Annotated in this window: 24 protein-coding genes; 4 read left to right on the forward strand and 20 right to left on the reverse strand. The window is 71.2% G+C overall.

Translation table 11 applies throughout. The features are described from left to right. Positions 1-8: 8 nt before the first annotated feature. The 11 genes from gmk to ACXKZB_RS10945 all read right to left on the reverse strand — a co-directional run bounded on the left by gmk (position 9) and on the right by ACXKZB_RS10945 (position 12634). Positions 9-944: a guanylate kinase gene (gmk, locus tag ACXKZB_RS10895; protein ID WP_488823144.1), complete on the reverse strand. Its 936-nt coding sequence runs from the start codon at positions 942-944 to the stop codon at positions 9-11. Further along, positions 941-1825: an orotidine-5'-phosphate decarboxylase gene (gene pyrF, locus ACXKZB_RS10900; RefSeq protein WP_260233019.1), complete on the reverse strand. Its 885-nt coding sequence runs from the start codon at positions 1823-1825 to the stop codon at positions 941-943. The genes gmk and pyrF overlap by 4 nt, the downstream gene beginning before the upstream one ends. Beyond that, a complete protein-coding gene (gene carB / locus ACXKZB_RS10905; RefSeq protein WP_488823145.1) occupies positions 1822-5115 on the reverse strand; it encodes a carbamoyl-phosphate synthase large subunit in 3294 nt (1097 codons plus the stop codon). Before carB ends, pyrF begins: the two co-directional genes overlap by 4 nt. After that, positions 5115-6314 carry a glutamine-hydrolyzing carbamoyl-phosphate synthase small subunit gene (gene carA / locus ACXKZB_RS10910; RefSeq protein ID WP_488823146.1) on the reverse strand — a complete coding sequence of 400 codons (1200 nt, stop codon included), beginning with the start codon at positions 6312-6314 and terminating at the stop codon, positions 5115-5117. The genes carB and carA overlap by 1 nt, the downstream gene beginning before the upstream one ends. Further along, positions 6311-6874, reverse strand: a complete 564-nt coding sequence (locus ACXKZB_RS10915; RefSeq protein ID WP_123312447.1) for a PH-like domain-containing protein — start codon at positions 6872-6874, stop codon at positions 6311-6313. The genes carA and ACXKZB_RS10915 overlap by 4 nt, the downstream gene beginning before the upstream one ends. After that, positions 6871-8229 carry a dihydroorotase gene (locus ACXKZB_RS10920; RefSeq protein ID WP_123312445.1) on the reverse strand — a complete coding sequence of 453 codons (1359 nt, stop codon included), beginning with the start codon at positions 8227-8229 and terminating at the stop codon, positions 6871-6873. The genes ACXKZB_RS10915 and ACXKZB_RS10920 overlap by 4 nt, the downstream gene beginning before the upstream one ends. Beyond that, positions 8226-9200: an aspartate carbamoyltransferase catalytic subunit gene (locus ACXKZB_RS10925; protein ID WP_222657812.1), complete on the reverse strand. Its 975-nt coding sequence runs from the start codon at positions 9198-9200 to the stop codon at positions 8226-8228. The genes ACXKZB_RS10920 and ACXKZB_RS10925 overlap by 4 nt, the downstream gene beginning before the upstream one ends. Then, a complete protein-coding gene (pyrR, locus tag ACXKZB_RS10930) occupies positions 9200-9799 on the reverse strand; it encodes a bifunctional pyr operon transcriptional regulator/uracil phosphoribosyltransferase PyrR (RefSeq protein ID WP_488823147.1) in 600 nt (199 codons plus the stop codon). Before pyrR ends, ACXKZB_RS10925 begins: the two co-directional genes overlap by 1 nt. Before the next feature lie 24 nt (positions 9800-9823). After that, positions 9824-10276, reverse strand: a complete 453-nt coding sequence (gene nusB, locus ACXKZB_RS10935; RefSeq protein ID WP_027465744.1) for a transcription antitermination factor NusB — start codon at positions 10274-10276, stop codon at positions 9824-9826. A gap of 11 nt (positions 10277-10287) precedes the next feature. Beyond that, complete coding sequence (efp, locus tag ACXKZB_RS10940) at positions 10288-10851, reverse strand: elongation factor P (RefSeq protein WP_111083909.1); 564 nt, start codon at positions 10849-10851, stop codon at positions 10288-10290. A gap of 91 nt (positions 10852-10942) precedes the next feature. Next, the gene (locus tag ACXKZB_RS10945; RefSeq protein ID WP_488823148.1) at positions 10943-12634 is read right to left on the reverse strand and encodes an ABC1 kinase family protein; all 1692 of its coding nucleotides are present in this window, start codon (positions 12632-12634) and stop codon (positions 10943-10945) included. Positions 12635-13071: 437 nt separating this feature from the next. Here ACXKZB_RS10945 and ACXKZB_RS10950 point away from each other — a divergent pair, with 437 nt between their 5' ends. Further along, positions 13072-13251: a hypothetical protein gene (locus tag ACXKZB_RS10950; RefSeq protein ID WP_488823149.1), complete on the forward strand. Its 180-nt coding sequence runs from the start codon at positions 13072-13074 to the stop codon at positions 13249-13251. Positions 13252-13334: 83 nt separating this feature from the next. Further along, positions 13335-13463, forward strand: a complete 129-nt coding sequence (locus ACXKZB_RS10955) for a hypothetical protein (protein ID WP_488823150.1) — start codon at positions 13335-13337, stop codon at positions 13461-13463. On the opposite strand, the gene aroB is transcribed toward ACXKZB_RS10955, so the two are convergent. From aroB to ACXKZB_RS11000, 9 genes are all read right to left on the reverse strand, one after another. Next, positions 13460-14557, reverse strand: a complete 1098-nt coding sequence (gene aroB, locus ACXKZB_RS10960; RefSeq protein WP_185021339.1) for a 3-dehydroquinate synthase — start codon at positions 14555-14557, stop codon at positions 13460-13462. The genes ACXKZB_RS10955 and aroB overlap by 4 nt on opposite strands. Next, positions 14554-15081 carry a shikimate kinase gene (locus tag ACXKZB_RS10965; protein WP_488823151.1) on the reverse strand — a complete coding sequence of 176 codons (528 nt, stop codon included), beginning with the start codon at positions 15079-15081 and terminating at the stop codon, positions 14554-14556. The genes aroB and ACXKZB_RS10965 overlap by 4 nt, the downstream gene beginning before the upstream one ends. A 92-nt stretch (positions 15082-15173) precedes the next feature. Then, entirely contained in the window at positions 15174-16394 is a 1221-nt protein-coding gene (aroC, locus tag ACXKZB_RS10970; protein ID WP_222657816.1) for a chorismate synthase, read from the reverse strand. Between the two features lie 43 nt (positions 16395-16437). Next, on the reverse strand, positions 16438-17967 hold the full coding sequence (gene mltG / locus ACXKZB_RS10975; protein ID WP_488823152.1) for an endolytic transglycosylase MltG: 1530 nt from the start codon (positions 17965-17967) through the stop codon (positions 16438-16440). A gap of 89 nt (positions 17968-18056) precedes the next feature. After that, positions 18057-18500 carry a Holliday junction resolvase RuvX gene (ruvX, locus tag ACXKZB_RS10980; protein WP_185021395.1) on the reverse strand — a complete coding sequence of 148 codons (444 nt, stop codon included), beginning with the start codon at positions 18498-18500 and terminating at the stop codon, positions 18057-18059. Between the two features lie 8 nt (positions 18501-18508). Beyond that, entirely contained in the window at positions 18509-21166 is a 2658-nt protein-coding gene (gene alaS, locus ACXKZB_RS10985) for an alanine--tRNA ligase (RefSeq protein WP_488823153.1), read from the reverse strand. 80 nt (positions 21167-21246) lie between these two features. Then, on the reverse strand, positions 21247-21429 hold the full coding sequence (locus ACXKZB_RS10990) for a hypothetical protein (protein WP_488823154.1): 183 nt from the start codon (positions 21427-21429) through the stop codon (positions 21247-21249). A 132-nt stretch (positions 21430-21561) separates the two neighbouring features. Next, on the reverse strand, positions 21562-22191 hold the full coding sequence (rpsD, locus tag ACXKZB_RS10995) for a 30S ribosomal protein S4 (RefSeq protein WP_111083900.1): 630 nt from the start codon (positions 22189-22191) through the stop codon (positions 21562-21564). 222 nt (positions 22192-22413) lie between these two features. After that, the gene (locus ACXKZB_RS11000; protein WP_410003999.1) at positions 22414-23787 is read right to left on the reverse strand and encodes a replication-associated recombination protein A; all 1374 of its coding nucleotides are present in this window, start codon (positions 23785-23787) and stop codon (positions 22414-22416) included. Positions 23788-23895: 108 nt separating this feature from the next. Here ACXKZB_RS11000 and ACXKZB_RS11005 point away from each other — a divergent pair, with 108 nt between their 5' ends. Then, complete coding sequence (locus ACXKZB_RS11005) at positions 23896-24708, forward strand: peptidylprolyl isomerase (RefSeq protein ID WP_488823155.1); 813 nt, start codon at positions 23896-23898, stop codon at positions 24706-24708. A 113-nt stretch (positions 24709-24821) separates the two neighbouring features. Continuing rightward, entirely contained in the window at positions 24822-26054 is a 1233-nt protein-coding gene (locus ACXKZB_RS11010) for a DUF349 domain-containing protein (RefSeq protein ID WP_222657819.1), read from the forward strand. The last annotated feature ends 12 nt before the right edge of the window (positions 26055-26066 follow it).

Genomic DNA, 26066 nt, shown 5'->3' on the forward strand with positions numbered 1-26066 from the left:
TGCACCCGTCAGGGCGCAGAGAACAAGTCTACGACCTGTCGTGCCGCGGTGCCGACATCGGAGTTCACGATGCGGACGTCGAACTCGTCCTGGGCGGCCAGTTCGACCTTCGCGGTGTCGAGTCGACGCGCCTGTTCCTCGGGCGACTCGGTACCGCGGCCGATCAGCCGGCGCACCAGTTCTTCCCACGTCGGGGGCAGCAGGAACACGAGGACGGCCTCGGGCATGGCGTCACGGACCTGACGAGCACCCTGCAGGTCGATCTCGAGCATGACCCGCTCGCCGGCGTCGAGCGCGCGGTCGATCGGCGGCCGCGGGGTGCCGTACCGGTACGAGTTGTGCACCGTGGCCCACTCGAGCAGCTCGCGTTCGCGGATCATCCGGTCGAACTCGGCGTCGTCGACGAAGTAGTAGTGCACGCCGTCGACCTCGCCCGGACGGGGCTTGCGGGTCGTGGCGGAGACACTGAGGTTGACGTCGGGGTACTGCTCGCGGATGTACGCGCTCACCGTGCCCTTGCCGACGGCCGTCGGTCCGGCGAGCACCACGAGCTTCGACGCACCGCGCTTGCGACCGCGGGCGGCGAGCCAGTCGGCCAGGGCCGTGCGCTGCCTGCTGCCGAGTCCCCCGAGACGCTTCGAGGGCGCGATGCGCAGCGTGCCCATGATCGACTCGGCGCGTGCCGGGCCGATGCCGGGCAGGCTGACGAGCAGGTCGCGGACCCGGAGCGAGCGTTCCGCCGAGGTCGTCTCGACCAGGGCGTCGTCCCACGCCGAGCGTGCGACCTCGAGCGCCGACCGCTCCTCCGACGCGATCGCGGCCTTCACAGCGGCTCGGGCGCGTCGCGCGGCGACCGCGGCCTGGGCGGCCGCGACACGGTCGACCTCCGGTGGGGTGCGGTGGGCCGGCTGGTGGTCGCCACGGTCCGCGCCGTCAGCGGTCATGCCGCTGCTCCGAGTGCGGCGACGATGCGGTCGGCGCGGTCGGCGACGAGCGCTGCGACCCCGTCCGGACCGTCGGTCAGCAGCCCCCGCGACTCGCTCACGAGCACCTGCTCGGCTCGCGAGCCGTACAGCGCGCGGAGGTCCTCGATCCGGGCCCCCTGGGCACCGAATCCCGGGGCGAGCACCGGCGCGGTACCGATCGCGTCCGCGTCGATGCCGAAGTCGTCGAGGTGAAGGGTCGCGCCGAGCACGAGCCCGACGTCGCCCAGGGCCTGGTCGCCCACGGACCGGTTGTCGTCTGCCACGTCCAAGACGATACCGGCCGCGACCGTCCGGCCGGTACGCGGTCCCTCCGCCAGCACCGCGGTCTGCAGCACCCGGGCCTCGGGGTTGCTCGTCGCGGCGAGCACGAAGACCCCGGCACCGTTCCGGCGCGCGACGTCGATCGTGCCCCGGAGCGAGCCGTACCCCAGGTACGGCGAGACCGTCATGGCGTCGGCCGCGAACGGCCCGTCACGGTCCAGCCACGCCAGCGCGTAGTCGTCACCGGTGGTCCCGATGTCGCCCCGCTTCACGTCGGCGACGACCAGGAGGCCCGCATCGCGTGCCCGACGGATCGTCGCGTCGAGCGCACGGTAGCCCGCCACCCCGGCCGCCTCGAAGAAGGCGATCTGCGGCTTCACGATCGCCGCGCGGCCGGCGGCCGCGTCGACCAGGGCCGCGCCGAAGGCGGTCAGCCCCTGCTCGTCGCGGCCGAGCCCCCACGCCGCCAGGGTGGTGGCGTGGGGGTCGATGCCGACGCAGAGCGGTGAACGCTCGCCCATGGCGGACGCGAGCCGATCGCCGAAGGAGGCCGGGCCTCCCGACCGTCCGTCGCTCACCAGGTCGCGCGCTCCCGCGCGTAGTCCTGCAGACTGCGGACGTTGAGCGGCGTGCCGATCGTCTCGATCGCCGCCACCGCCGCACCGATCTGCGCGATCGTCGTGAACAGCGGCTTGTCCGCGGCGACCGTGGCCGCGCGGATCTCGTACCCGTCCGCACGACCGGCGGCACCCGACGGCGTGTTGATGACGATGTCGACCTCGTTGCGCGTCAGCAGGTCGACGACGCTCTCGCCGCCCTGGCTGTACTTGCCGACGATGCCGACCTCGATGCCGTTGCGACGGAGGATCTCCGCCGTGCCCTCGGTCGCGATGATCGTGAAGCCGAGCTGCTGCAGACGGTGCACCGGCAGCACGATGGCGCGCTTGTCGGTGTCCGCGACGCTCACGAAGACCGTGCCGCTGGTCGGCAGCCCGCCGTACGCGGCGTCCTGCGACTTGAGGAACGCCCGCGGGAAGTCACGGTCGATGCCCATGACCTCGCCGGTGGAGCGCATCTCGGGGCTGAGCACCGAGTCGACGACCTGCCCCTCGCGGGTGCGGAAGCGGCGGAAGGGCAGCACGGCCTCCTTCACAGCGACCGGGGCCTCCATCGGGACGAACGCCCCGTCGCGGGCCGGCAGCATGCCCTCGGCGACGAGCTCGTCGACGCTGGTGCCGGTCATGATGCGGGACGCGGCCTTCGCCAGCGGGATGCCGAGCGCCTTCGAGACGAACGGGACCGTGCGGCTGGCGCGCGGGTTCGCCTCGAGGACGTAGAGCACACCGGCACCGATGGCGAACTGGACGTTGAGCAGCCCCTGCACGCCGATGCCGCGGGCGATCTTCTCGGTCGCGTCGACGACGCCCTGGATCTCGGCGCGGCCGAGGCCGACCGGGGGCAGGGTGCACGCGGAGTCGCCGGAGTGGATGCCCGCTTCTTCCAGGTGCTCCATGATGCCGCCGATGTAGAGCCGCTCGCCGTCGAAGAGCGCGTCGACGTCGATCTCCACCGCGTCGTCCAGGAACCGGTCGACGAGGAGCGGGAGCTCCGGGCCGATGATCGCCTGGTCTGCCATGCGGTCGAAGTAGTCGGCGAGCGACGGGGAGTCGTACAGGATCTCCATGCCGCGGCCGCCGAGCACGAAGGACGGGCGGACGAGGACCGGGTAGCCGATCTCCTCGGCCACCGCGGTTGCGCTCGCCAGGTCGTGGGCGGTGCCGTTGCGCGGTGCGAGCAGCCCCGCGGCGTCGAGGATGGCGGAGAACTGCCCGCGCTCCTCGGCCGAGTCGATCGCCGTCGGGCTGGTCCCGAGGATCGGGATCCCCGCGGCCTCGAGCGGCTTCGCCAGGCCCAGGGCGGTCTGGCCGCCGAGCTGCACGACGACGCCGACCAGCTCACCCGATGCTGCCTCGGCCTCGATGACCTCGAGGACGTCCTCGGCCGTGAGCGGCTCGAAGTACAGGCGGTCCGAGGTGTCGTAGTCGGTGGAGACCGTCTCGGGGTTGCAGTTGATCATGATCGTCTCGAACCCGGCGTCGCTCAGTGCGAAGGACGCGTGCACGCACGAGTAGTCGAACTCGACGCCCTGGCCGATGCGGTTCGGGCCGGACCCCAGGATGACGACCTTCTTGCGGTTGCTCGCGGCCACCTCGGTCTCGGCGTCGTACGACGAGTAGTGGTACGGCGTCAGGGCCGGGAACTCGCCGGCACAGGTGTCGACGGTCTTGAAGACGGGGCGGATGCCGAGGGCGTGCCGCTCGTCGCGGACCTGCTGCTCGCTGACGGGGTGCTCGGGGGTGCTGCGGAGCGCCGCGATCTGGGTGTCGCTGAAACCGTGCTCCTTGGCCCAGCGGACGGTGTCCGCGTCGAGCTCCTCGGCGGCAGCGACCTCGGCCGCGACCTCGTTGATGAGCACGATCTGGTCGATGAACCACGGGTCGATCTTCGTGGCCTCGAAGACCTCGTCCGCGGTGGCGCCGGCGACCAGGGCCTGCTGCACCGTGACGATCCGGCCGTCGGTGGGGACGGAGGACTTCGCGAGCAGGGCGTCCTTGTCGAGTTCCGCCGCCGGGGTGTCCCAGTGGAAGCTCGACCCGCGCTTCTCGAGCGAGCGCAGCGACTTCTGCAGTGCCGTCGCGTAGTTGCGGCCGATGGCCATCGCCTCGCCGACGCTCTTCATCGTCGTGGTGAGCGTGGCGTCCGCCGCGGGGAACTTCTCGAACGCGAAGCGCGGGGTCTTCACGACGACGTAGTCGAGCGTCGGCTCGAAGCTGGCCGGCGTGACCTTCGTGATGTCGTTCTGGATCTCGTCCAGGCGATACCCGATGGCGAGCTTCGCGGCGATCTTCGCGATCGGGAAGCCCGTGGCCTTCGACGCCAGGGCCGACGAGCGGGAGACACGCGGGTTCATCTCGATGACGATCAGGCGGCCGTTCGACGGGTCGACGGCGAACTGGATGTTGCAGCCACCGGTGTCGACGCCGACGCGACGGATGATGTCGATGCCGATGTTGCGCATGTTCTGGTACTCGCGGTCGGTGAGCGTGAGCGCCGGGGCGACGGTGATCGAGTCGCCGGTGTGGACCCCGACCGGGTCGACGTTCTCGATCGAGCAGATGACGACGGTGTTGTCGTAGTTGTCGCGCATCAGCTCGAGCTCGTACTCCTTCCAGCCGAGGATCGACTCCTCGAGCAGGACCTCGGTCGTCGGGCTGGACTGCAGCCCGTCACCGACGAAGCGGACGAGTTCGGCCTCGTCGTACGCGAAGCCCGAACCGAGACCGCCCATGGTGAACGAGGGGCGGACGACCAGCGGGTAGCCGAGTTCCTTCGCGAACTCCTTCGCCTCTTCCAGCGTGTGGGCGATGTGGCTGCGGGCCACGTCGGCGCCGGACTCGAGCACGAGCTCCTTGAAGAGCTGGCGGTCCTCACCGCGCTGGATCGCCTCGACCTTGGCGCCGATGAGCTCGACGCCGTGCTTCGCGAGGATGCCGGCCTCGTCGAGCGCGATCGCCGCGTTCAGGGCGGTCTGCCCGCCCAGCGTCGGCAGGACGGCATCCGGCTTCTCGATGCGGATGATCTCCTCGAGGCACGCGTTCGTGATCGGCTCGATGTAGGTCGCGTCGGCGAAGTCGGGGTCGGTCATGATCGTCGCCGGGTTCGGGTTGACGAGGATGACCCGGACGCCCTCGGCACGGAGGACGCGGCACGCTTGGGTGCCGGAGTAGTCGAACTCGGCGGCCTGACCGATGACGATCGGGCCGGACCCGATGACGAGGACGGAGTTGATGTCTGCGCGCTTGGGCATCAGTTCGCTTCCTTGGTGATGTCTGCTGCGGGAGTGGTCGCGTCGGCGGTGGCCGCGTCGAGCGGCTCCCCGTCACGTCGCGCGCGCACCAGGTCCGCGAACCGGTCGAAGAGGTACATGCTGTCGTGCGGACCAGCGGCGGCCTCGGGGTGGTACTGCACGCTGAACGCGGGGACGTCGAGCGCACGCAGGCCCTCGACCACGTCGTCGTTCAGCGAGTAGTGCGAGACCTCGACGCGGCCGAACCCGGCCGGCGACTCGAGGACCTGCCCCAGGGGCGCGTCGACCGCGAAGCCGTGGTTCTGGCTCGTGATCTCGACCTTGCCCGTGGTGGTGTCGAGCACCGGCTGGTTGATGCCGCGGTGACCGAAGGGCAGCTTGTAGGTGCCGAAGCCGAGCGCGCGGCCGAGCAGCTGGTTGCCGAAGCAGATGCCGAAGAACGGGCGCCCGGTCCGCAGGCTCTCCTGCAGCAGTTCGACCTGGGCGTCCGACGCGGCCGGGTCCCCTGGGCCGTTCGAGTAGAAGAGCGCGTCCGGAGCCAGGGCTTCCAGGTCGGCGGCGCTGATGTCCTGCGGCACCACGTGCACCTCGAACCCGCGCTGGGCGAGGTAGCGGGTGGTCGACGCCTTCACGCCCAGGTCGAGCACGGCCAGCCGGCCGATCTGCTCACCCTCGGCCGGCACCACGTACGTCTCGGGGGTGGACACGATCGCCGAGAAGCTCGCACCCGCCATCGTGGCCTGCGACCGGACGGCGTCCACCTGCTCCGACTCCGGCAGCGCCGCGTCGGCACCGCTGAAGACGCCGCCCTTCATGGCCCCGGCGTCGCGGATCCGGCGCGTCAGGGCGCGGGTGTCGATCCCGGAGATGCCGACGATGCCGTCGCGCACCAGGTGGTCGTCGAGCGACGCGTTCGCGCGGTGGTTCGACACCACGCGGCTGGGGTCGCGCACCACGTACCCGGCGACCCAGATGCGACGGGACTCGGGGTCCTCGTCGTTCACACCGGTGTTGCCGATGTGCGGCGCGGTCTGCACCACGATCTGGCCGGCGTAGGAGGGGTCGGTCAGCGTCTCCTGGTACCCGGTCATGCCGGTCGCGAAGACCACCTCGCCGAGCGTGCGCCCACGGGCGCCGTATGCCCAGCCGTCGTACCGGGTGCCGTCTTCGAGGACCAGGACGGCCCGTTCGCGTGTCATGCTTTCTTCCCTTCGCCCGCGGTTCGCGGGGCATCGGCCGCAGTCGCCTGCGGCCCGGTCTCGGTCAGTCCCTGCAGGGCGAGCAGCGCGGCTGCGTCGCCCTCCGGGAACCGGAAGTACGTGTCGAGGTCCGTCGCACCTGCGGCGCCGGTCGCCGTCCATCGCAGACGGACCAGTCCCCCGGGCTCGACGACCCGGTCGATCGCCCACGTCGAGCGGTCGGCACCGCGGACCGCAGCACGTGCGATCCACCGGTCGTCCGCCCCGGCGAGGCGCAGGACCACACCGGTCTCGTGGACGGTCACGCCACCGCGGCCCCGGAACCCGAGTCCGCCGGCGGTGATGCGTTCCAGCGGCTGGTCGGCGCGGGTCGTCGCGACGGAGAAGCCGTCCCAGGACCCGGCCGCCGGTCCGACCGTGGTCGGGACGGGGACGGGAGGCACGGCTTCCGCCTGCTTCCTGGTCCGCGTCCGCCAGGTGCGCGCCATGGCGACGAACAGCGCGGCGACCGCGAGCAGGATCACCCCGCCGAGCAGCCAGCGCGCGGCGTCGCCGCTCATGCGCGCGCCCCCGTCCGGAGCGCCGCGGCGTGCGCGGCCACGGTGTCGGCGTCCACCAGGCGGCCGTCGAGCACCGTCGGCGCGCCCAGGTGGAACGTCGCGACGACCCGGCCGGGCAGGGTCATGCCGAGGTACGGCGAGTTCTGCGACTGTCCGGCGAGGTCGGCGACCGCGAACTCGCGGCTGGCCGACGGGTCGTAGAGCGTGACCTCGGCGGGTGCGCCCTCGGCGAGTCGCTGGCCGTGGCCCTCCACCTGGCCGATGCGGGCGGGCGCCTCGGACAGGACCCGTGCGACGTCGGCCCAGTCGAGCTGGCCCGACGCGACGACCGCGGACTGCACGACGCTGAGCGCCGACTCGAGGCCGACCATGCCGTTCGCCGCCGCCGGCCACTCGCAGCACTTCGCCTCGGCGGTGTGCGGTGCGTGGTCGGTCGCGACGATGTCGATGGTGCCGTCGGCCAGGGCCGCGCGCAGGGCGTCGACGTCCTCGCGTGCCCGGAGCGGCGGGTTCACCTTGTAGCGGGCGTCGTACCCGGGGGCGCCGTCGTGCCCGGCGATGAGGTCCTCGGTGAGCACGAGGTGGTGCGGCGTGACCTCGGCGGTGACGTCGATGCCGCGGGACTTGGCCCAGCGGATCACCTCGACGCTGCCGGCGGTCGACACGTGGCAGACGTGCAGTCGTGCGCCCACGTGGTCGGCGAGCAGGACGTCACGGGCGATGATCGCCTCCTCCGCCACGGCCGGCCAGCCCGCGAGCCCGAGCTCCGACGACAGCCGGCCCTCGTTCATCTGCGCGCCGATGGTCAGGCGGGGTTCCTGCGCGTGCTGCGCGAGCACACCGCCGAAGCCCTTGATGTACTCGAGCGCGCGACGCATGAGCAGCGGGTCGGCGACGCAGGAACCGTCGTCCGAGAACACCCGGACCTTCGCCCGCGAGGTCGCCATCGCACCGATCTCGGACAGGTGCGTGCCCTGCAGCCCCTGCGACACCGCGCCGATCGGGCGGACGGTGACGTAGCCGGCGTCGTCGCCGAGCGCCTGGACCTGCTCGACGACACCGGCGGTGTCGGCGACCGGGCTCGAGTTCGCCATCGCGTTCACGGCGGTGAAGCCACCGGCCGCGGCGGCGCGCGAACCCGTCAGGACCGTCTCGGACTCCTCGTGCCCGGGCTCGCGCAGGTGGGTGTGCAGGTCGACGAGGCCGGGCAGGGCGATGAGCCCGTCGGCGTCGACCACCGTCGCGCCGCCCGCGTCCACACCGGACCCGACCGCCGTGATGCGGCCGTCCTGCAGACGGATGTCGGCGCGCGAGCCGTCGACCAGCTGCGCGCCGCGGATCAGGTGAGCGGTCATGCGGCTGACTCCTTCGCTTCGGTGGTGGTCGCGTCACTGCCGGTCAGGGCCAGGTAGAGGACCGCCATGCGGACCGAGACGCCGTTCTCGACCTGCTCGACCACCGTCGAGCGCGGGTCGTCGGCCGCGATGCCCGCGATCTCCAGTCCGCGGTTCATCGGACCGGGGTGCATGATCAGCGTGCGCTCCGACAGTCGCGCGAACCGCGCAGCCGTCAGGCCCCAGTGCCGCGTGTACTCGCGCGGGTTCGGGAAGAACGCGTCGTTCATCCGCTCCTGCTGGATGCGGAGCGTCATCACGACGTCCGGGTCCTCGGCCAGTGCGGCGTCGAGGTCGTGGTGCACGGCCGCCCCGAACGGCGTCGTCGTCGCGGGCAGCAGCGTCGGCGGCGCAGCGAAGGTCACGCTCGCACCGAGGGTCCGCAGCAGCCACGCGTTCGACCGGGCGACGCGGCTGTGCAGCACGTCGCCGACGATCAGGACCCGGACGCCGTCGAGGCCCTGTCCGCGCGACCCCGCACCGTGCAGGCGGCGGCGCATGGTGAAGGCGTCGAGCAGCGCCTGCGTCGGGTGCTCGTGCGTCCCGTCGCCGGCGTTCACCACGGGGACGTCGATCCAGTCGGCGTCGGCGAGCACGCGCGGGGCACCGGACGAGCCGTGCCGCATCACGATCCCGTCGATGCCCATGGCGCCGAGGGTCTGCACGGTGTCCTTCAGGGACTCGCCCTTGGAGACGCTCGAGCCCTTGGCCGCGAAGTTGATCACGTCGGCCGACAGGCGCTTCGCCGCGGCCTCGAACGAGATGCGCGTGCGCGTCGAGTCCTCGAAGAACAGGTTCACGACGGTCTTGCCGCGCAGCGCCGGGAGCTTCCGGACCTCGCGCGTGTTGACCTCGGCCATCTCCTCGGCGACGTCGAGGATGTGCACGGCCTGGTCGCGCGACAGGTCGGCGGTGGAGAGCAGGTGCCGCATCACGCCACCCCCTGCTCGATGAACACGGTGTCGTCGCCGTCGGTCTCGGACAGGTGCAGGGTGACCCGCTCGTCGGACGCGGTCGGCAGGTTCTTGCCGACGTGGTCGGCGCGGATCGGCAGCTCGCGGTGGCCACGGTCGACGAGCACGGCGAGCCGGACGGCGCGCGGGCGGCCGATCCCCTGCAGGGCGTCGAGCGCTGCCCGGACCGTGCGGCCCGAGTACAGGACGTCGTCGACGAGCACGACGACCTTGCCGTCGATGCCGCCGGCGGGGATGACGGTGCGGTGCGGTGCGCGGCCGATGCCGTGGCCGAGGTCGTCGCGGTGCATCGTGACGTCGAGCGTGCCGACACGCTCGGTCCAGATGCCGCCGGCGGCCGAGGCCCACTCCGGCTCGATGTCGGCCAGGATCCGGCCGAGCCGTTCCGCCAGGACCGCGCCGCGGGTCGGGATCCCCAGGAGCACGAGGTCCGAGCCGCCGTGGTTGGCCTCGAGGATCTCGTGTGCGATGCGCGTCAGAGCGCGCGTGATGTCGGGTTGCTGCAGGACCGTTCTGGTACCCACGTCGACCCCCTTCCCCGCCTCACTGGACGGCATTAAAGGATGCTGACGGGGACAAGCCTAGCGGGACTCCTGGTCCCCTGCGACCGTCCGACCGGACGGTGCACGGCCCCCGGCGACTGCTCCGAGGACACCGTTCACGAAGCCCGCGGAGTCCTCGGTCGAGAGCGACTGGGCGAGCTCGACGGCCTCGGCGATCGCGACCGCGTCGGGCACCTCCGGGTTGAACCGGAGCTCCCAGACGGCCATCCGCAGGATGCAGCGGTCGAGGACCGGCATCCGGGCGATCGACCACCCCTGGGCGTGGTCGACGATGACGGAGTCGATCTCGTGACGGGCGTCGTCGACGCCCGTCACGATCTGCCGCGCGTAGTCCCAGCTCGAGGCGCGCTCGGGCTGGTCCAGGTGGCGGACCGTCTCGGTGGCCAGCACGTCCGCGATCGGGAGCTCACGCACCTCGGCCACGTACAGCATGTCGAGGGCGCGCTTGCGGGCCTTCGAACGAGCACTCATACGGACGTCGCCTAGGAGTTGACGCGGCCGAGGAAGCTGCCGTCGCGCGTGTCGATCTTCACCGTGGTACCGCTCTCGAGGTAGAGCGGAACCTGGATGCGGTGGCCGGTCGCGATGATGGTCGCGTCCTTGGTGCCACCGGAGGAACGGTCGCCCTGCAGGCCCGGCTCGGTCTCGACCTCGGTCACGATCGACGTCGGGAGCTCGACGTAGAGCGGGTTCCCCTCGTTCATCGCGATGGTGACCATCGCGGACTCGAGCAGGTAGTTCTTCGCGTCGCCGACGACCGTCGCCGAGACCGGGATCTGGTCGTAGGTGTCGGTGTCCATGAACACGTACGAGTCGCCGTCCTCGTAGAGGAACTGGTAGTCACGGCGGTCGACCACGGCAGTGTCGATCTTCGCGCCGGCGTTGAAGGTGCGGTCGACGACCTTGCCGGAGACGACGTTCTTCAGCTTGGTGCGGACGAACGCGCCACCCTTGCCGGGCTTGACGTGCTGGAACTCCACGACCGACCACAGCTGGCCGTCGATGATGAGAACGGCGCCGTTCTTGATGTCAGTGGTACTGGCCATGAGTCTTCGGTGTCCCGTTCGGTCGTGTTGTGAAAGGTCTTCGGGCCGCGCTCGGCCCCGGACGAGTGTAGCGGACGCCCGCCCGTCGCCATCAGCGTCGCCGTCGGGCGCGCCAGGCGTCGATCGCCGCCCAGCCGAGCAGCACCACGGCCGCTCCCCCGAGCAGGGCTCCGGCGACCCCGGTCGAGATCGCCGCGTCGGGTCGGGCGGGCAGCGCCAGGTACACGATCGCCAGGATGCCGGCACCGGCTCCGAGCAGCACGAGCAGGATGCGCCGGACCATGCCGGACACGAGCTCCCGGTCGCGGCGGTCCGCGAACAGCCGGATGTTCACGGTGAACTTGCCGGTCTCGATCGCCTCGCCGATCCGGTCGACCCGGCGCGGCAGCCGTCGTGCCGCGGAGACGACACCGATGAGTTCCTTGGCTGCCAGGCCGCGGAGCTTGCCGGGGCGCAACTGGTCGGTGATCTGCTCACGGGCGAGCCCGCGGGACTCCTCGAGCAGGTCGAACGACGGTGCGAGCGTCCGGAGGGTGCCCTCGAAGATCGCCAGTGCCCGCGCGGCGGCGACGAAGTCCGGCGGCGGCTTGAGCCGGTAGCGCCCGAAGACCTCGACCGCGTCGTCCACGGTCTCGACCCCGATGCGGGCGCCCGGTCCGAGCTCGTCGGCGACGAAGCGCGCGATGTCCCGACGGAAGTCGGGCTCGTCGTGCGCGTCGCGCACCGGTGCCATCCGCAGGACCGCATCGGCGATCCGCGACGTGTCGTCCTGCAGGTAGGCGACCAGCAGGTCCTGGACCGTGTCCCTGAGGGTCGGGTCGAGCCTCCCGACCGATCCGAAGTCGATCAACGCGGGCCGCCCGTCGGGCAGCACCAGGACGTTCCCCGGGTGCAGGTCGGCGTGGTACAGGCCGTCGAAGACGACCTGGCGCAGGAACGCGCGCAGGATCGCGCGCATCGGGCCGTCCAGGTCGCGGTCCGCGCGCTCGGCGCGGATCGCGCTGAGCGTGTCGCCCTCCAGGAACTCCATCACGAGCACGCGGCGTCCGGACAGCTCGGGGTACGGGTCCGGGAACCGGACCTCGTCGGGACGGGCGCTGCGTGCCTGCGCCGCACGCAGCGCGGTGAGGTTCCGCAGCTCGGAGACGAAGTCGACCTGGCGGACCAGGTCGTCGGCGTACTGCGCGGCCACGTCCTGCACGCCGACCTGCCGGGCCTCGGTCGACCACCGCGCCAGGAAGCGGACGACGCGGAGCGCGATGTCGACGTCACGGCGCACCGCGGCGTCGATCCCGGGCCGCTGCACCTTGACCGCGACCGCGGTGCCGTCGGGCAGGCGGGCGCGGTGGACCTGGGCGATCGAGGCCGCCGCGACGGGCACCGGGTCGAAGGAGGCGAACACCTGGTCGACCGGGGCGCCGAGCTCCCGTTCGAGCAGGGCGAGCACCTGGTCGGCGGGAGCGGCGGTGACGTTGCGCTGCAGGTGCGCGAGTCCCTCGGTCCACTCCTCGGGGAGCAGGTCGTCGCGCGTGGACAGCAGTTGGCCCATCTTCACGAACCCGCCGCCGGCCTCCTCGAGCGCACGCCGCAGGTGCTCGGCCTGGCTGCGGCGCAGGTCGGAGGTGGCGGGGTCGTGCGAGAAGTCGAGGCGGCGGAACGGCACGAGGCGGTGGCGCCGGGCGATCGACAGGAGTTCGGTGAACCGGCGGCCGCGGGACCGGAGGGTGCCGGTGTCGGCCTCCTGCGAGCCGGACAGGTCGCTCAGGCGGGGTGGGTTGGGCACGTCGTCAGTCTGCTCCCCGCTGCTGGGTCCGCCGGGTGGACGCGTCCTCCTGCACAGGCCGGGAGGCGCGGTCCGGCATCCACAGATCGGCTCGCGTGTCGCGTCGGGTCGCGCCCACTGCCGCAGGCTCTCCCCGTGGAGACAGCACTGGTCGCGGCGTGCATCGCCGCCGGCGCGGCGATCGTGGCGGCGGTCGTCAGCTGGTTCGGGGCGTTCCAGAGCCGACGGACGACCGATCGAGAGCATGCCTGGAAGCGGTTCACGTGGTCGATCGCCCAGCCACGAGGGGGCTGTGCATACGACATTTCGAGGACTGTGCTCCGGGAACTCGAAACCGTACGGTGGTGGTCGAAGGCGGACCGACGGCTCGCCGCTCGTGCACGCCGGAGGCGAACCGTCGCCGATCACGTCCCCCCTGAGGAAGAGGAGCCCACCCGATGCCGATCTTGCGACCCTTGCCGGATGCGCCCGACTTGGACGCCGACGACGACGTGCTCTTCGCGTGGGACAACGGTGCCACGATCGCGGAGTTCCGGGAATGGCAGCGGACCGGCGTCCTCACCGTGTCGATGCAGGTCAAGTGGTGGTGGCGACGGACGCGGCGGGTGTTGCGCTGACGCCGGGCGGTTGGGTGGTCACGACCAGCACGCGCCGCTGCCCGACGTGGGCGTGCGCGTCGCGGAGCCAGTCAGGGACGCCGATGCACATCCCGGCCGAGGTCGAGGACTTCACCCAGCAGATCGCGCCGGAGCTGCAGCGCCGTGGGCTGCACCGGACCGACCACACCGGGCAGCACCTGCTCGACCACCTGGGGGTGCGGAAGTGCTAGACGCCGACCTCTTGGTACGCGGTGAAGAGCAGGTGGTCCTCCGGCCCCTCGAGGACCACCGGCTTGCCGACCCCGTCGAGGATGATGAACCGCAGCATGCCGGCACGGGCCTTCTTGTCGCGGCGCATCGCGGCGAGGAGGCCCTGCCACCGGCCGATCCCGTACGACGTCGGCAGGTCCAGGGAGTCCAGGATCGCCCGGTGCCGGTCCACGGTCGCGTCGTCGAGGTGCCCCGTCAGACGTGCGAGCTCCGCGGCGAAGACCATGCCGACCGACACCGCAGCACCGTGGCGCCACTGGTACCGCTCCGCGTGCTCGATGGCGTGTCCGAGCGTGTGGCCGTAGTTCAGGATCTCGCGACGACCCTGCTCGGTGAAGTCGTCCGACACGACCTCGGCCTTCAGGGCGATGGCGAGTTCGACCACCCGGCGGAACTCCGGCGTCGTCGGGTCCGTGACGCGGTCGACGTCCGCCTCGACGATGTCGAGGATCTCCGGCACGGCGATGAACCCGGCCTTCACGATCTCGGCGAAACCGGTCAGGATCTCGTTGCGCGGCAGGGTCCGGACGAGGTCGAGGTCGGCCACGACCGCGCGGGGGGCGGAGAAGGCGCCGACCAGGTTCTTGCCCTCGTTCGTGTTGATGCCGGTCTTCCCGCCCACACTGGCGTCCACCATGCCGAGCACGCTCGTCGGCACCGCCACGTACGGCACGCCGCGCAGCCAGGTCGCGGCGACGAAGCCGGCCAGGTCGGTCACGGCGCCGCCGCCGAGGCCGATGACCGCGTCGGTGCGGGTGAAGTCGGACTGGCCCATGATCTGCCAGCAGAACGACGCGACCTCGATGCGCTTGGCGCCCTCGGCGTCGGGGACCTCGGCGATGAGGGCTTCGAGGCCGGCGTCGACGAGCAGGTCGCGCAGGTCGTTCGCCCGCGCACCGAGGGTCGGGGCGTGCACGATCAAGACCTTGGCGACGCGAGGGCCGAGGATCGCGGGGAGCGAGCCGAGCAGGCCCGAGCCGACCGCCACCACGTAGCCGTCGTCACCGCCGACGCGGATCTCGGTGGTCCCTGCAGGCAGGATCGGGTCGGTCACGGTGCTCCTTCGGTGGTGGTGCTGGTGTCGTCGCTGCTGTCGCTGCTGTGGCTGCGCAGCCAGGTGACGACCTCGTCGACGACCCGGGACATCGGACGACGCGAGGTGTCGACCACGACGTGCGCGAGTTCGGCGTAGGTCGCCGCGCGCTCGTCCATGATCGTCTGCCAGGCGTCGATCCCGCCGCTGGCGAGCAGCGGCCGGTCCGAGCCGGCGATCCGCTCGGCGACGGCCTCGGGCGAGACGGTGAGCAGGACGATGCGGGCACCGGACAGTGCCTCGCGGGTGGCGGCGTGCGTCACGGCGCCCCCGCCGACGGCGATGACGCCCCCGGTGCCGAGTGCGGTGCGGACCGCATCGGCCTCGAGGGCGCGGAAGGCGGGTTCACCGCGGTCCGCGAAGATGCCGGGGATGGGCCCGTGCTCGCGGACGATCACCCGGTCGGTGTCGGTGAACGGCACCCCCAGCGCCTTGGCGACGCGCTTGCCGACGCTGGACTTGCCGGCTCCCATCGGGCCGATCACGACGACGGGCGCAGCTGGACCCCGCGCCGCGCCGCCGGTTGCAGCGTCGCGGGGTGCTGGGCCGCCGGTCGCAGCACCGCCGCCGCGCGCGGTCACGACGCGTCGGCCGGTGCCGACGGCTCCGTCCGACGGGTGCGGAGCGTCTCCGGGATCGACGCGAGGTAGGCGTCGAGGTTGCGCTTGGTCTCGACGACGTTGTCGCCGCCGAACTTCTCGAGCACGGCATCGGCGAGCACGAGGGCCACCATCGCCTCGGCCACGACGCCGGCGGCCGGGACCGCGCAGACGTCGGAACGCTGGTGGTGCGCCGAGGCGTCTTCGCCCGACACGACGTCGACGGTGTGCAGCGCGTGCGGCACGGTCGCGATCGGCTTCATGCCGGCACGGACCCGCAGGACGGTCCCCGTGGACATGCCGCCCTCGGTGCCACCGGCCCGGTCACTCGTGCGGTAGATCTCGCCGTCTTCACGGTAGAGCTCGTCGTGGGCGGCGGAGCCGCGACGACCGGCGGTCGCGAAGCCGTCACCGACCTCGACGCCCTTGATCGCCTGGATGCCCATGATGGCGGCGGCCAGACGCGCGTCGAGCCGTCGGTCCCACTGCACGTGCGAGCCGAGCCCGGGCGGGACGCCGTAGAACAGCACCTCGACGACGCCACCCAGGGTGTCGCCGTCCTTCTTCGCGGCCTCGACCTCGGTCACCATGCGGGCCGAGGTGTCCGCGTCGAAGCACCGCAACTGGTCGTCGTCGAGACGGTCGACGTCGTCGGGCAGCGGCAGGTCGGTGCCGTCGGGCACGCGGACCGTGCCGACCTGCAGGGTGTGCGCCACCGACCGCATGCCGAGTTCGGCGAGGAAGGACTTGGCGACCGCCCCGAGTGCGACGCGGGCCGCGGTCTCACGGGCGCTCGCGCGCTCGAGGATCGGGCGGGCTTCGTCGAAGCCGTACTTCTGCATGCCGACCAGGTCCGCGTGGCCCGGGCGGGGGCGCGTCAGCGGGGCGCTGCGGCCGCGCGACATCTCGGTGGACTCGACCGGCTCGGGGTTCATGACCTCGACCCACTTCGGCCACTCGGTGTTGCCGATCCGGATCGCGATCGGGCTGCCGAGCGAGTACCCGTGCCGGACTCCGCCGGACACGTGCAGCTCGTCCTGTTCGAACTTCATGCGCGAGCCACGTCCGTAGCCGAGCTTGCGGCGCGCGAGATCGGTACGGATGGACTCGAACGACACCGGGACACCCGCGGGCAGGCCCTCGAGCATCGCGATCAGTTCGGGTCCGTGGGACTCACCAGCAGTCAACCAACGAAGCATGCTGCAATCCTCCCACAGCGCACCGGCGTGCGACGTCGCCGGTCTACTGGTAGTCGGGGTGCGCCCGGAGCCACGCCTGGAACTGGTCCACGGCGACGAGGTGCTGGTCGTAGGTGTCCGAGAACACCGTCTCACCGGTCTCCAGGTTCACCGTCACGAAGTAGAGCCACTTGCCCGGCGCCTCGTTCGTGACGGCCTTGATCGCGATGTCACCGGGGTTCGAGATCGGTGCCGGCGGCAGTCCCTCGTGCACGTAGGTGTTGTACGGGTTCGACTCGTCGGCGCGCTCGGCGTCCGTCGTCGTCACGGTGTGCGTGTTGCCCGTGCCGTAGGCGACCGTGGCGTCGGACTGCAGGCGCATGCCCTGGTCGAGCCGGTTCTGGAACACCCGTGCCACCTTCGGGTAGTCGGCGGCGAGGCCGGCTTCCTTCTGCACGAGCGACGCGAACACGATGACGCGCTCCTGGTCGGCCTCCTTGACGCCGGCGGCCGCCAGGTGCTCCTTCATGGTGTCGACCATCGACCCGAAGTACTGCTCCGCGCTCCAGCCCGGGTTGATCGGGTACGTCGCGGGGAACAGCCAGCCCTCGAGCGTCGTCACGCCGGACGGCAGGTCGTACGCGGACAGGTCCTTCGCGGCCTTCGCGACCTCGGTCTTCGTCAGGCCGGCCTTCGAGACCATGCCGGCCTCGATGTCCGCCAGCGCGGTGCCCTCGGGGATCACGATCGAGGCCTGCACGCGGTTGTCCTCGTCCTGCAGCGCCGCCAGCGCCGACTTCGAACTCATCTGCTTCTTCAGCGAGTACGAGCCCGGCTGGAACTGGACGTCGGGTGAGGCCAGCAGCAGCTTGTAGAAGACCTTCGAGTCCTTCACGACGCCGCTGCGCTGCAGCGTCGCGGCGACGTTCTCGCCGATGTCGCCCTGCTTGATCGTGATGGTGACCTTCGCCTTGCCGGTCCCGGTGTAGTCGTCCGGTTCGCTCGACCCGCTGACCGCGGCGACGATCTGCTGGATCTTCGGCGCGGCGAACGCGTACGCGCTCACCCCGCCGGCCACGACCACCGCGACGATCACGATGCCGGCGATGAGCGGCCCGCGTCGGCGCTTCGGGCGCGGTTCGCGCGGCGGCCTGGAGGCTCCACCGCGTCCGCCACGTCCGCCCCGGCCGCCGCCTCCCGCGGCTCCACCGCCGCCGGTGCGCCCGGCGTCGTCGGTACGGTCGGGCCCGTCGGACCCGGCTCCGCCGGCCGTGGCCGCTGACGGCACCTCGCCGGTCAGGAGCGCGGCGACCTCAGGATGGAGTCCGGGGGCCGCCTGCTGCGGTGACGCGGGCTCCGGTGACGCGGGCTCCGGCGCCGGCTGCTCGACCCCCGCGGCGACGGCGTCGCGACGAGCACGTTCCGCCTCGAGTGCACGGGCCTCGCGGCGGGACTTCGGACGGTCCGGCTGCGGGGCCACCCGCACGGAGTCGTCACGGTCATCGGTACCTGCTGCGCGGTCGGAAGTCGTCTTCCGCCGCTCGGCTTCGTTGCCGGGCGCGATGATCGCGTTCCAGTCCAGATCGTCTGCCAACGGTTCTCGGTCTCTCGGTCGGGAACTCCGCCTGGGCACCGTCGTCCTCGGGTGACGGAAGGGCAGCCGGGTCGCGGCGGGTCGCCCTGTCAGGGAAGCGTGGTGCCCGGAGGGGCACCGGCACTGCGTTCGTGGTCGAGCGCGTGTTGCAGAATGATAACAGCGGCCGCTTGGTCGATCACGGAGCGCGACTTCTTCGTGTTCTTGCCAGCCTGGTGCAGACCACGCTGGGCGGTCACGGTGGACAACCGTTCGTCGACCAGCCGGACCGGACGGTGCTCGGCGATCCGGGCCGCGAACGCCCGAGCGTCGTCCGTGGACGGGGTGTCGCCGCCGGACATCGACAAGGGCAGTCCGACGACGAGCTCGAGGGCGTCGTACTCGTCGGCGATCTCGAGGATCCGCCGCAGGTCGGACGAGTCGTCACGACGCACGGTCTCGACCGGCGTCGCCAGCAACCCGTCGCGGTCGCACACGGCGATCCCGATCCGGGCGCGGCCGACGTCCACGCCGAGCCGCCGCCCGGACCGGATCGCCACGCTCAGCCCGCGATCCGGGCGGTCACGGCACGGAGCGCGGCCGGGAGCGCGGCCGGGTCGGTCCCGCCACCCTGCGCCAGGTCCGGCTTGCCGCCGCCGCCACCACCGAGCACGCCGGCGGCCTCCTTGGCGAGCGGACCCGCCTGGACACCGGCGGAGCGCGCCGCGTCGTTGGTCGCCACGATGACGATCGGCTTCCCGCTCACCACGGCGCCGAGCACGACGACGGCAGCGCCGTCACCGAGCTGCGCGCGCACACCGGTCGCCAGGGAGCGCAGGTCGTCGCCGGACTGCAGGCCGTCGACGGTCTCGGCCACGACCGTGGTCGACCCGACGGTCGTCGCGGTGCGCGCGATCGACGGGACCCGCTGCTGCAGGTTCGCCGACTCGTACTCGGCGATCTTCTTCTGCGCGGTCCGGAGGTCCTCCATGAGCGACTGCACGCGCGTGGGCAGGTCGGCACGGGGCGCCTTCAACGCGCTGGAGAGCTGCGACACGATGGTCCGCTCGACCGCGAGGTCGCGGAAGCCCTCGAGCCCGACGAGCGCCTCGACACGGCGGTTGGTCGAGCCGACGCTCGACTCCCCCACCAGGTTGACGAGCCCGATCTGGGCGCTCGACGCGACGTGCGTGCCACCGCAGAGCTCGCGGGACCACGGTCCGCCGATGTCGACCATGCGGACCTCGGCGCCGTACTTCTCGCCGAAGAGCGCCTGTGCGCCGAGTGCCTTCGCCTCGTCGATCGGCATGATGCGGGTCGAGACCTCGAGGTCGGTGCGGATCGCGGTGTTGACGACCTCCTCGATCTCCGAACGGGTCGCGAGCGAGATCGGCTGCGACCACGAGAAGTCGAGGCGCATGTACCCGGACTTGTTGTACGACCCCGCCTGCAGAGCCTCGGGGCCGAGGATGTCGCGGAGCGCGGCGTTCACCAGGTGCGTCGCGGAGTGCGCCTGCGTGGCGCCACGGCGGTACTCGGCGTCGACGACGGTGCTCGCCGCGTCGCCCACGCCGACCTCACCGGAGCGCACCTGGACGGTGTGGCTCCAGAGGCCGGCGACGGGACGCTGGACGTCGAGGACCTCGAGGTCGAAGCCGTTGCCGACGATCGATCCCTGGTCGGCGTCCTGCCCGCCGGACTCGGCGTACAGCGACGTCTCGCCGAGGATGACCTCGGCGATGTCGCCCGCCACGGCACGGTCCACGCTGACGCCCCCGACGATGATCCCGAGCACGTTCGTCTCGGCCTCGAGCGCGTCGTAGCCGAGGAAGACCGTCTCGCCCTTCGCCCGGAACGCGCTGTACACGCTCAGGTCGGCGATCGCGGTCTTCTTGCTCTTCGCGTCGGCCTTCGCCCGGGCACGCTGCTCGGACATCAGGGTCTCGAACGCGGTCCGGTCGACGTGGACCCCGGCCTCCTCGGCCATCTCCATCGTCAGGTCGATCGGGAACCCGAAGGTGTCGTGCAGCAGGAACGCGGTGTCCCCGCCGATGGACGGTGCACCGTCCTGCTTCGCGCGCTCGACGGCGACGTCGAGGATCGTGGTGCCCTGCGCGAGCGTGCGGAGGAACGTCTCCTCTTCCGCGTAGGCGATCCGCGCGATGCGGTCGAAGTCGGAGGCGACCTCGGGGTAGGCGTCGCGCATCGCGTCGCGGGACGCCGGGAACAGCTCCGGGAAGGTCGCGGTCTCGACGCCGAGCAGGCGCATCGCACGGACCGTGCGGCGCAGCAGGCGACGCAGGATGTACCCGCGGCCCTCGTTCGACGGGCTCACGCCGTCGGCGATGAGCATGAGCGCGGACCGCACGTGGTCCGCGATGACACGCATGCGGACGTCGTCCTCGTGCACGGCGCCGTAGCGGCGGCCGGAGATCTCGGACGCGCGGTCGAGGACCGGGCGGACCTGGTCGATCTCGTACATGTTGTCGACGCCCTGCTTGATGAAGGCGACGCGCTCGAGCCCCATCCCGGTGTCGATGTTCTTGTTCGGCAGCTCGCCGGTGATCTCGAAGTCGTACTTCGAGCGGACGTCCGCGATCTGGTACTGCATGAACACGAGGTTCCAGATCTCGACGTACCGGTCGTCGTCGGTGGCCGGGCCGCCGTCGATGCCGTACTCGGGCCCGCGGTCGAAGAAGATCTCCGAGCAGGGTCCGGCGGGTCCGGGCTGGCCGGTGGACCAGTAGTTCGTGTCCTTGCCGAGGCGCTGGATGCGCTCTTCGGGCAGGGAGGAGTGCTGCTTCCAGAAGGCGATCGCCTCGTCGTCGTCCTCGTAGACCGTGACCCAGAGGTCGTCGGGCGAGAAGCCGAGTCCGCCGTCGGACTCGGGGTTCGTCAGGAACTCCCAGGCGAACTGGATCGCCTGCTCCTTGAAGTAGTCGCCGAACGAGAAGTTGCCGTTCATCTGGAAGAACGTGCCGTGGCGAGGCGTCTTGCCGACCTCTTCGATGTCGTTCGTGCGGATGCACTTCTGGACGCTCGTGGCACGGGGGTACGGCGCGGGGACGAGCCCGGTCAGGTACGGGATGAACGGCACCATACCGGCGACCGTGAAGAGGAGCGACGGGTCGTCGGAGACGAGGGACGCGGACGGGACGACGGTGTGGCCGCGGTCACCGAAGTACTGGAGCCAACGGCGGCGGATCTCTGCGGTCTGCATGGTGCTTCCTGGGTTCAGCTCGGAGGTGGGAGGTGGAGGCGGGACGACGGTGCGGCCGGACCGCGGTGGAGCTCGACGACTCAGACGTCGGTGCGGAGCTCGGCCCCGCGGGACCGGTACCCGTCGGCGACCGCGCCCGTGAAGGCCCTCGTGCTCGCGTCGACGACGGCGAAGAGCCGTGCGCCTCCGGGGGTCCTGGCGACCTGGTGCGCCACGGCGAACCCGATGACGACGCCGACCGCGACGAAGAACAGCTGCTTCACGGTGCCTCTCCCTCTGTGCACCCTGGCGGTGCATGCCCGGACAAGCTTAGTCGCCGGGCACTTCGGGGCCGGAACGCCGAACGGCGGGCCGTCCTCGAGAGGACGACCCGCCGTTCGGGTGTGATCAGTGGATCAGCGAGCTGCGTAGTACTCGACGACGAGCTGCACTTCACAGGTCACGGGGACCTCGGCGCGCTTCGGGCGACGCACGAGGCGGGCCTGGAGCTTGTCGATCTCGACCTCGAGGTAACCCGGGACCTTCGGCAGGACTTCCTGGTGGCCACCGGCAGCGGCGACCTGGAAGGGCTCCATCGACTCGGACTTCGGCTTGACGTGGATCAGCTGGCCCTCCTTGACGCGGAAGGAGGGGCGGTCCACGAGCTTGCCGTCGACCAGCAGGTGACGGTGCACGATCAGCTGACGGGCCTGCGCGGTGGTGCGGGCGAAGCCGGCACGGACCACGAGGGCGTCGAGGCGCTGCTCGAGGAGCTCGACCAGGTTCTCACCGGTCAGGCCCTTCGTCTTGCGGGCCTCTTCGAAGACGATGCGGAGCTGCTTCTCGCGGATGCCGTACTGGGCGCGCAGACGCTGCTTCTCTCGGAGGCGGACGGCGTAGTCGCTGTCCGCACGACGGCGCGTACGGCCGTGCTCACCGGGGCCGTAGGGGCGCTTCTCGAGGTAACGGGCCGCCTTCGGCGTCAGCGGGATGCCGAGTGCGCGCGAGAGGCGGGTCTTGCTGCGGGTACGTGACTTGGTAGACACAGGGTCCTTTTCTCTGTTCGAACTGAATACTCACCGGAGGCCGGGCACGCGAGTGCTGGTGGCCCCGACGACGGGATCCAGAGGGATGAGCCTGTGGGATCGGACGGCTACAGTCCGAACCTCTGCCCCCGTACCACCGGAGTGGCACTCTGTCCTCGACGCAGCCGTGCTCGAGGACCAGGACGTAGGCCTGGCAATGCTAGCAGGAACTCGACGTTGCTCCTACTGACCGCGTGTGATCTTCCGGAGTCGTTCGAGCCGCGGACCGACCTCGCGTTCGTACCCGTTCGTGGTCGGGGTGTAGTACTCGGTGCCCTCGAGCGCATCGGGCAGGTACTGCTGCTCGGCGACCCCGTGCTCGGCGTCGTGCGAGTAGACGTACCCCTTGCCGTGGCCGAGTCGCTTGGCCCCGGCGTAGTGCGCGTCGCGCAGGTGCATCGGCACGGTGCCCATCCGGCCGGCCTTGACGTCCGCCATCGCTGCGTTCACGCCGTTGTAGGCGGCGTTCGACTTCGGCGCGGTCGCCAGGTACACCACTGCCTCGGCCAGGGGGATGCGCCCCTCGGGCATGCCGATGAGCTGCACGGCCTGCGCCGCCGCGACGGCGATGGGGAGCGCCTGCGGGTCGGCCATGCCGATGTCCTCGGACGCCGAGATGATGATCCGGCGCGCGATGAACCGCGAGTCCTCGCCCGCCTCGATCATCCGCGCGAGGTAGTGCAGTGCGGCGTCGACGTCGCTCCCCCGCACCGACTTGATGAAGGCACTGATGACGTCGTAGTGCTCGTCGCCCTGTCGGTCGTACCGCAGCAGCGCACGGTCGACAGCCGCGGCGACGGTGTCCGCGTCGACGACCGGCACGGTGTCGTCCTCGTCGTCCTGGGCCGCGGTGGCCGACGCCGCAGCGGCCTCGAGCGCGGTCAGGGCGCGTCGGGCGTCACCGGAGGCCAACCGGACGATGGCCCCGCGTGCTTCGTCACCGAGGACGACCGCACCACCGAGACCGCGTGGGTCCTCCACCGCACGGTCGACGAGCATGCCGAGGTCGGCGTCGGTGAGCGGTTTGAGCGTCAGGAGCAGGGACCGGGACAGGAGCGGGGAGATGACCGAGAACGACGGGTTCTCGGTGGTGGCCGCGATGAGGATCACCCACCCGTTCTCGACACCGGGCAGCAGGGCGTCCTGCTGGGCCTTGCTGAACCGGTGGATCTCGTCGAGGAACAGCACCGTCGTGGAGCCGTAGAGGTCGCGGTGGGTGAGGGCCTTCTCCATGACCTCGCGCACGTCCTTGACGCCGGCGGTCACCGCGGAGAGCTCGACGAACTCGCGCCCCGACTGGCGGGCGATGGCCTGCGCCAACGTCGTCTTGCCGGTGCCGGGAGGACCCCAGAGGATGACCGAGACGCCACCCGGGTTGTCGCGGGTGCCGGTGGCGAGCTGCACGAGCGGTGAACCGCGACCGAGCAGGTGCTGCTGGCCCGCGACCTCGTCGAGACTGGTGGGGCGCATCCGGACCGCGAGCGGGACGGAACCCTGCGCGAGCCCGGCGCGACCGCCCGTCGTGGGCGCACGCATGCTCGAACGGTCCGCTGCCATGCAGCAATCGTAGGCCGACCCGCTGACAGCCCCGCGCCTCCCGGGCCGTTGACGGTGACGACTCGGATACGCTCGTCGCACACTGCGACGAGAGGGCAGAACAGCACCGTGGCACCGAAGAACCCAGCGCGCGACAACCGCGAGGCGCGCGAGCGCCTCCGCCTCTACCAGGCCCGCCGAGGACTCCACGACCGGCAGCGCCGCCGGCGGGTGCGCGACAACCTGGTCGGCGCCGGTGCGCTCGTGCTGGTCGCCGCGCTGGCCACCGGGTCGCAGCTCGCCTTCGCGGGCTCGCAGGGGAACGGGTCCGCTGACGCCAGTGCGAGCGCCACGGCCACACCGACGCCCTCGGCGAGTGCCACGGCGGCGAACACGGGCGACGTGCCGAGCAAGGCGATCGCGAAGGGCGCGACCTGGACGGGGTCGCTGACGCTGAACGGGTCGATCGACCTCGGCATCGAGCTCGACGGCGCGAAGGCCCCGCAGGCGGCGAGCGTCGAGATCTCGTTGATCAAGGAGCAGTTCTACAACGGCACCACCTGCCACCGGCTCGCCGACAGTGACGGACTGAAGTTCCTGCAGTGCGGTTCGGCGAACGGTGACGGCACGGGCGACGCCGGGTTCGAGTACGGCCCGCTCGAGAACGTGCCGGAGGACGGCGTCTACGACGAGGGGACCATCGCGATCGCGCGGTCGAGCTCGCCGTACTCACAGTCGACGCAGTTCTTCATCGTCTACGGCGACACCACGCTCGACGGCTCCACCGGCGGCTACACGGTCGTCGGGAAGGTCACGAGCGGCCTGTCCGAACTCGAGTCGAAGATCGCGGACAAGGGCATCGCGTCGCCCGGTGACGACGGCACCGGCGAGCCGAAGGTGGCGACGAAGATCACCGACGCGACCATCGCGCAGGAGAAGTAGTCCACAAGCCGACCCGCACAGCGGGCCGCGGAGCCCGTCCGTGCAATAGGCTGACGACCTGACCGTGCCGACGGTGACGTCGGCGATGCACGACCACGATCGAGGCGAGACCTGTGGGATCTGACGAAGCAACGACCTGGGGGCGGGTCGACGAGAACGGGACCGTGTACGTCCGGTACGAAGAGACCGAACGTGCTGTCGGTGAGTACCCGGACGCCACCCCCGAAGAAGCCCTCGCCTACTTCGCGCGGAAGTACGCCGACCTCGAGGGGCAGGTGAAGATCGCCGAGCAGCGCGTCCAGCGCGGTGCGTCGGCGAACGACGTCGCCCGGACGGTCGAGCACCTGACGACCCTGGTCGCCGAAGCCCGCGTGGTCGGCGACATCAAGTCGCTCGAGACCCGTGTCGGCGCGCTCACCGAGCAGCTCGGCTCGCTCACGAAGGAGCAGGCGGAGCAGGCGCAGCAGGCGTTGAACGACGCCCTGGCACACCGCGCCGCCCTGGTCGAAGAGGCCGAGGCGCTCGCGGCGGTCGACCCCGCCCGCGCGCAGTGGAAGCAGATCACGGCGCAGCTCGACGACGTGTTCGCCCGGTGGCAGCAGCACCAGCACGACGGCCCGCGCATCCCCAAGAACGAGGCGAACGAACTCTGGAAGCGGTTCCGCGCAGCGCGGTCCACCGTCGACCAGCACCGCCGCGCGTTCTACTCCGAGCTCGACGCGCAGCACCGCGACGCCCGCACCCGCAAGCAGGAACTCGTGTCGCAGGCCGAGGCACTCGCGTCACGCGGGTCCGACGCGATCCCGGACTACCGTCAGCTCCTCGACGACTGGAAGAACGCCGGGCGCGCCGGCAAGCGCCACGACGACGCCCTCTGGGCGCGGTTCAAGGCCGCCGGCGACGTGCTGTTCGAGCAGCGCCACGCCGAGAGCGCAGCCGAGGACGAAGAGTTCTCCGGCAACCTCGAGGCGAAGCAGGCCCTGCTCACCGAGGCCGAGCCGCTGCTCACGGCGACCGACCGCGTCGCCGCCCGCAAGACCCTGACCGGCATCCAGCGGCGCTGGGACGAGATCGGCAAGGTCCCCCGCGGGGACGTCCGCCGCATCGAGGACCGCCTGCGGGCGATCGAGGACCACGTGCGTGGGCTCGAGGACGCGCACTGGAAGGAGTCCAACCCGGAGCGCAAGGCCCGGCAGACCGGACTCGCGAGCCAGCTCGAGGACGCCATCGGCAAGCTCGAGTCCGAGCTCGCCGACGCGCAGGCCTCCGGTGACGCGCGCAAGATCAAGGACGCGCAGGAAGCACTCGACGCCCGCAAGATCTGGCTCGACGCCCTCGGCAGCTGATCGACGGACGAC

It is taken from the genome of Curtobacterium sp. ABR8 (assembly GCF_057812125.1).

What these genes read in the sequence shown, in the direction of transcription:
- gmk (WP_488823144.1), bottom strand. Translation starts at nt 944, where the DNA reads ATGACCGCTGACGGCGCGGACCGTGGCGACCACCAGCCGGCCCACCGC.
- carB (WP_488823145.1), bottom strand. Translation starts at nt 5,115, where the DNA reads ATGCCCAAGCGCGCAGACATCAACTCCGTCCTCGTCATCGGGTCCGGC.
- carA (WP_488823146.1), bottom strand. Translation starts at nt 6,314, where the DNA reads ATGACACGCGAACGGGCCGTCCTGGTCCTCGAAGACGGCACCCGGTAC.
- ACXKZB_RS10915 (WP_123312447.1), bottom strand. Translation starts at nt 6,874, where the DNA reads ATGAGCGGCGACGCCGCGCGCTGGCTGCTCGGCGGGGTGATCCTGCTC.
- ACXKZB_RS10920 (WP_123312445.1), bottom strand. Translation starts at nt 8,229, where the DNA reads ATGACCGCTCACCTGATCCGCGGCGCGCAGCTGGTCGACGGCTCGCGC.
- ACXKZB_RS10925 (WP_222657812.1), bottom strand. Translation starts at nt 9,200, where the DNA reads ATGCGGCACCTGCTCTCCACCGCCGACCTGTCGCGCGACCAGGCCGTG.
- pyrR (WP_488823147.1), bottom strand. Translation starts at nt 9,799, where the DNA reads ATGCCGTCCAGTGAGGCGGGGAAGGGGGTCGACGTGGGTACCAGAACG.
- nusB (WP_027465744.1), bottom strand. Translation starts at nt 10,276, where the DNA reads ATGAGTGCTCGTTCGAAGGCCCGCAAGCGCGCCCTCGACATGCTGTAC.
- efp (WP_111083909.1), bottom strand. Translation starts at nt 10,851, where the DNA reads ATGGCCAGTACCACTGACATCAAGAACGGCGCCGTTCTCATCATCGAC.
- ACXKZB_RS10950 (WP_488823149.1), top strand. Translation starts at nt 13,072, where the DNA reads ATGCCGATCTTGCGACCCTTGCCGGATGCGCCCGACTTGGACGCCGAC.
- ACXKZB_RS10955 (WP_488823150.1), top strand. Translation starts at nt 13,335, where the DNA reads ATGCACATCCCGGCCGAGGTCGAGGACTTCACCCAGCAGATCGCGCCG.
- aroC (WP_222657816.1), bottom strand. Translation starts at nt 16,394, where the DNA reads ATGCTTCGTTGGTTGACTGCTGGTGAGTCCCACGGACCCGAACTGATC.
- alaS (WP_488823153.1), bottom strand. Translation starts at nt 21,166, where the DNA reads ATGCAGACCGCAGAGATCCGCCGCCGTTGGCTCCAGTACTTCGGTGAC.
- ACXKZB_RS11000 (WP_410003999.1), bottom strand. Translation starts at nt 23,787, where the DNA reads ATGGCAGCGGACCGTTCGAGCATGCGTGCGCCCACGACGGGCGGTCGC.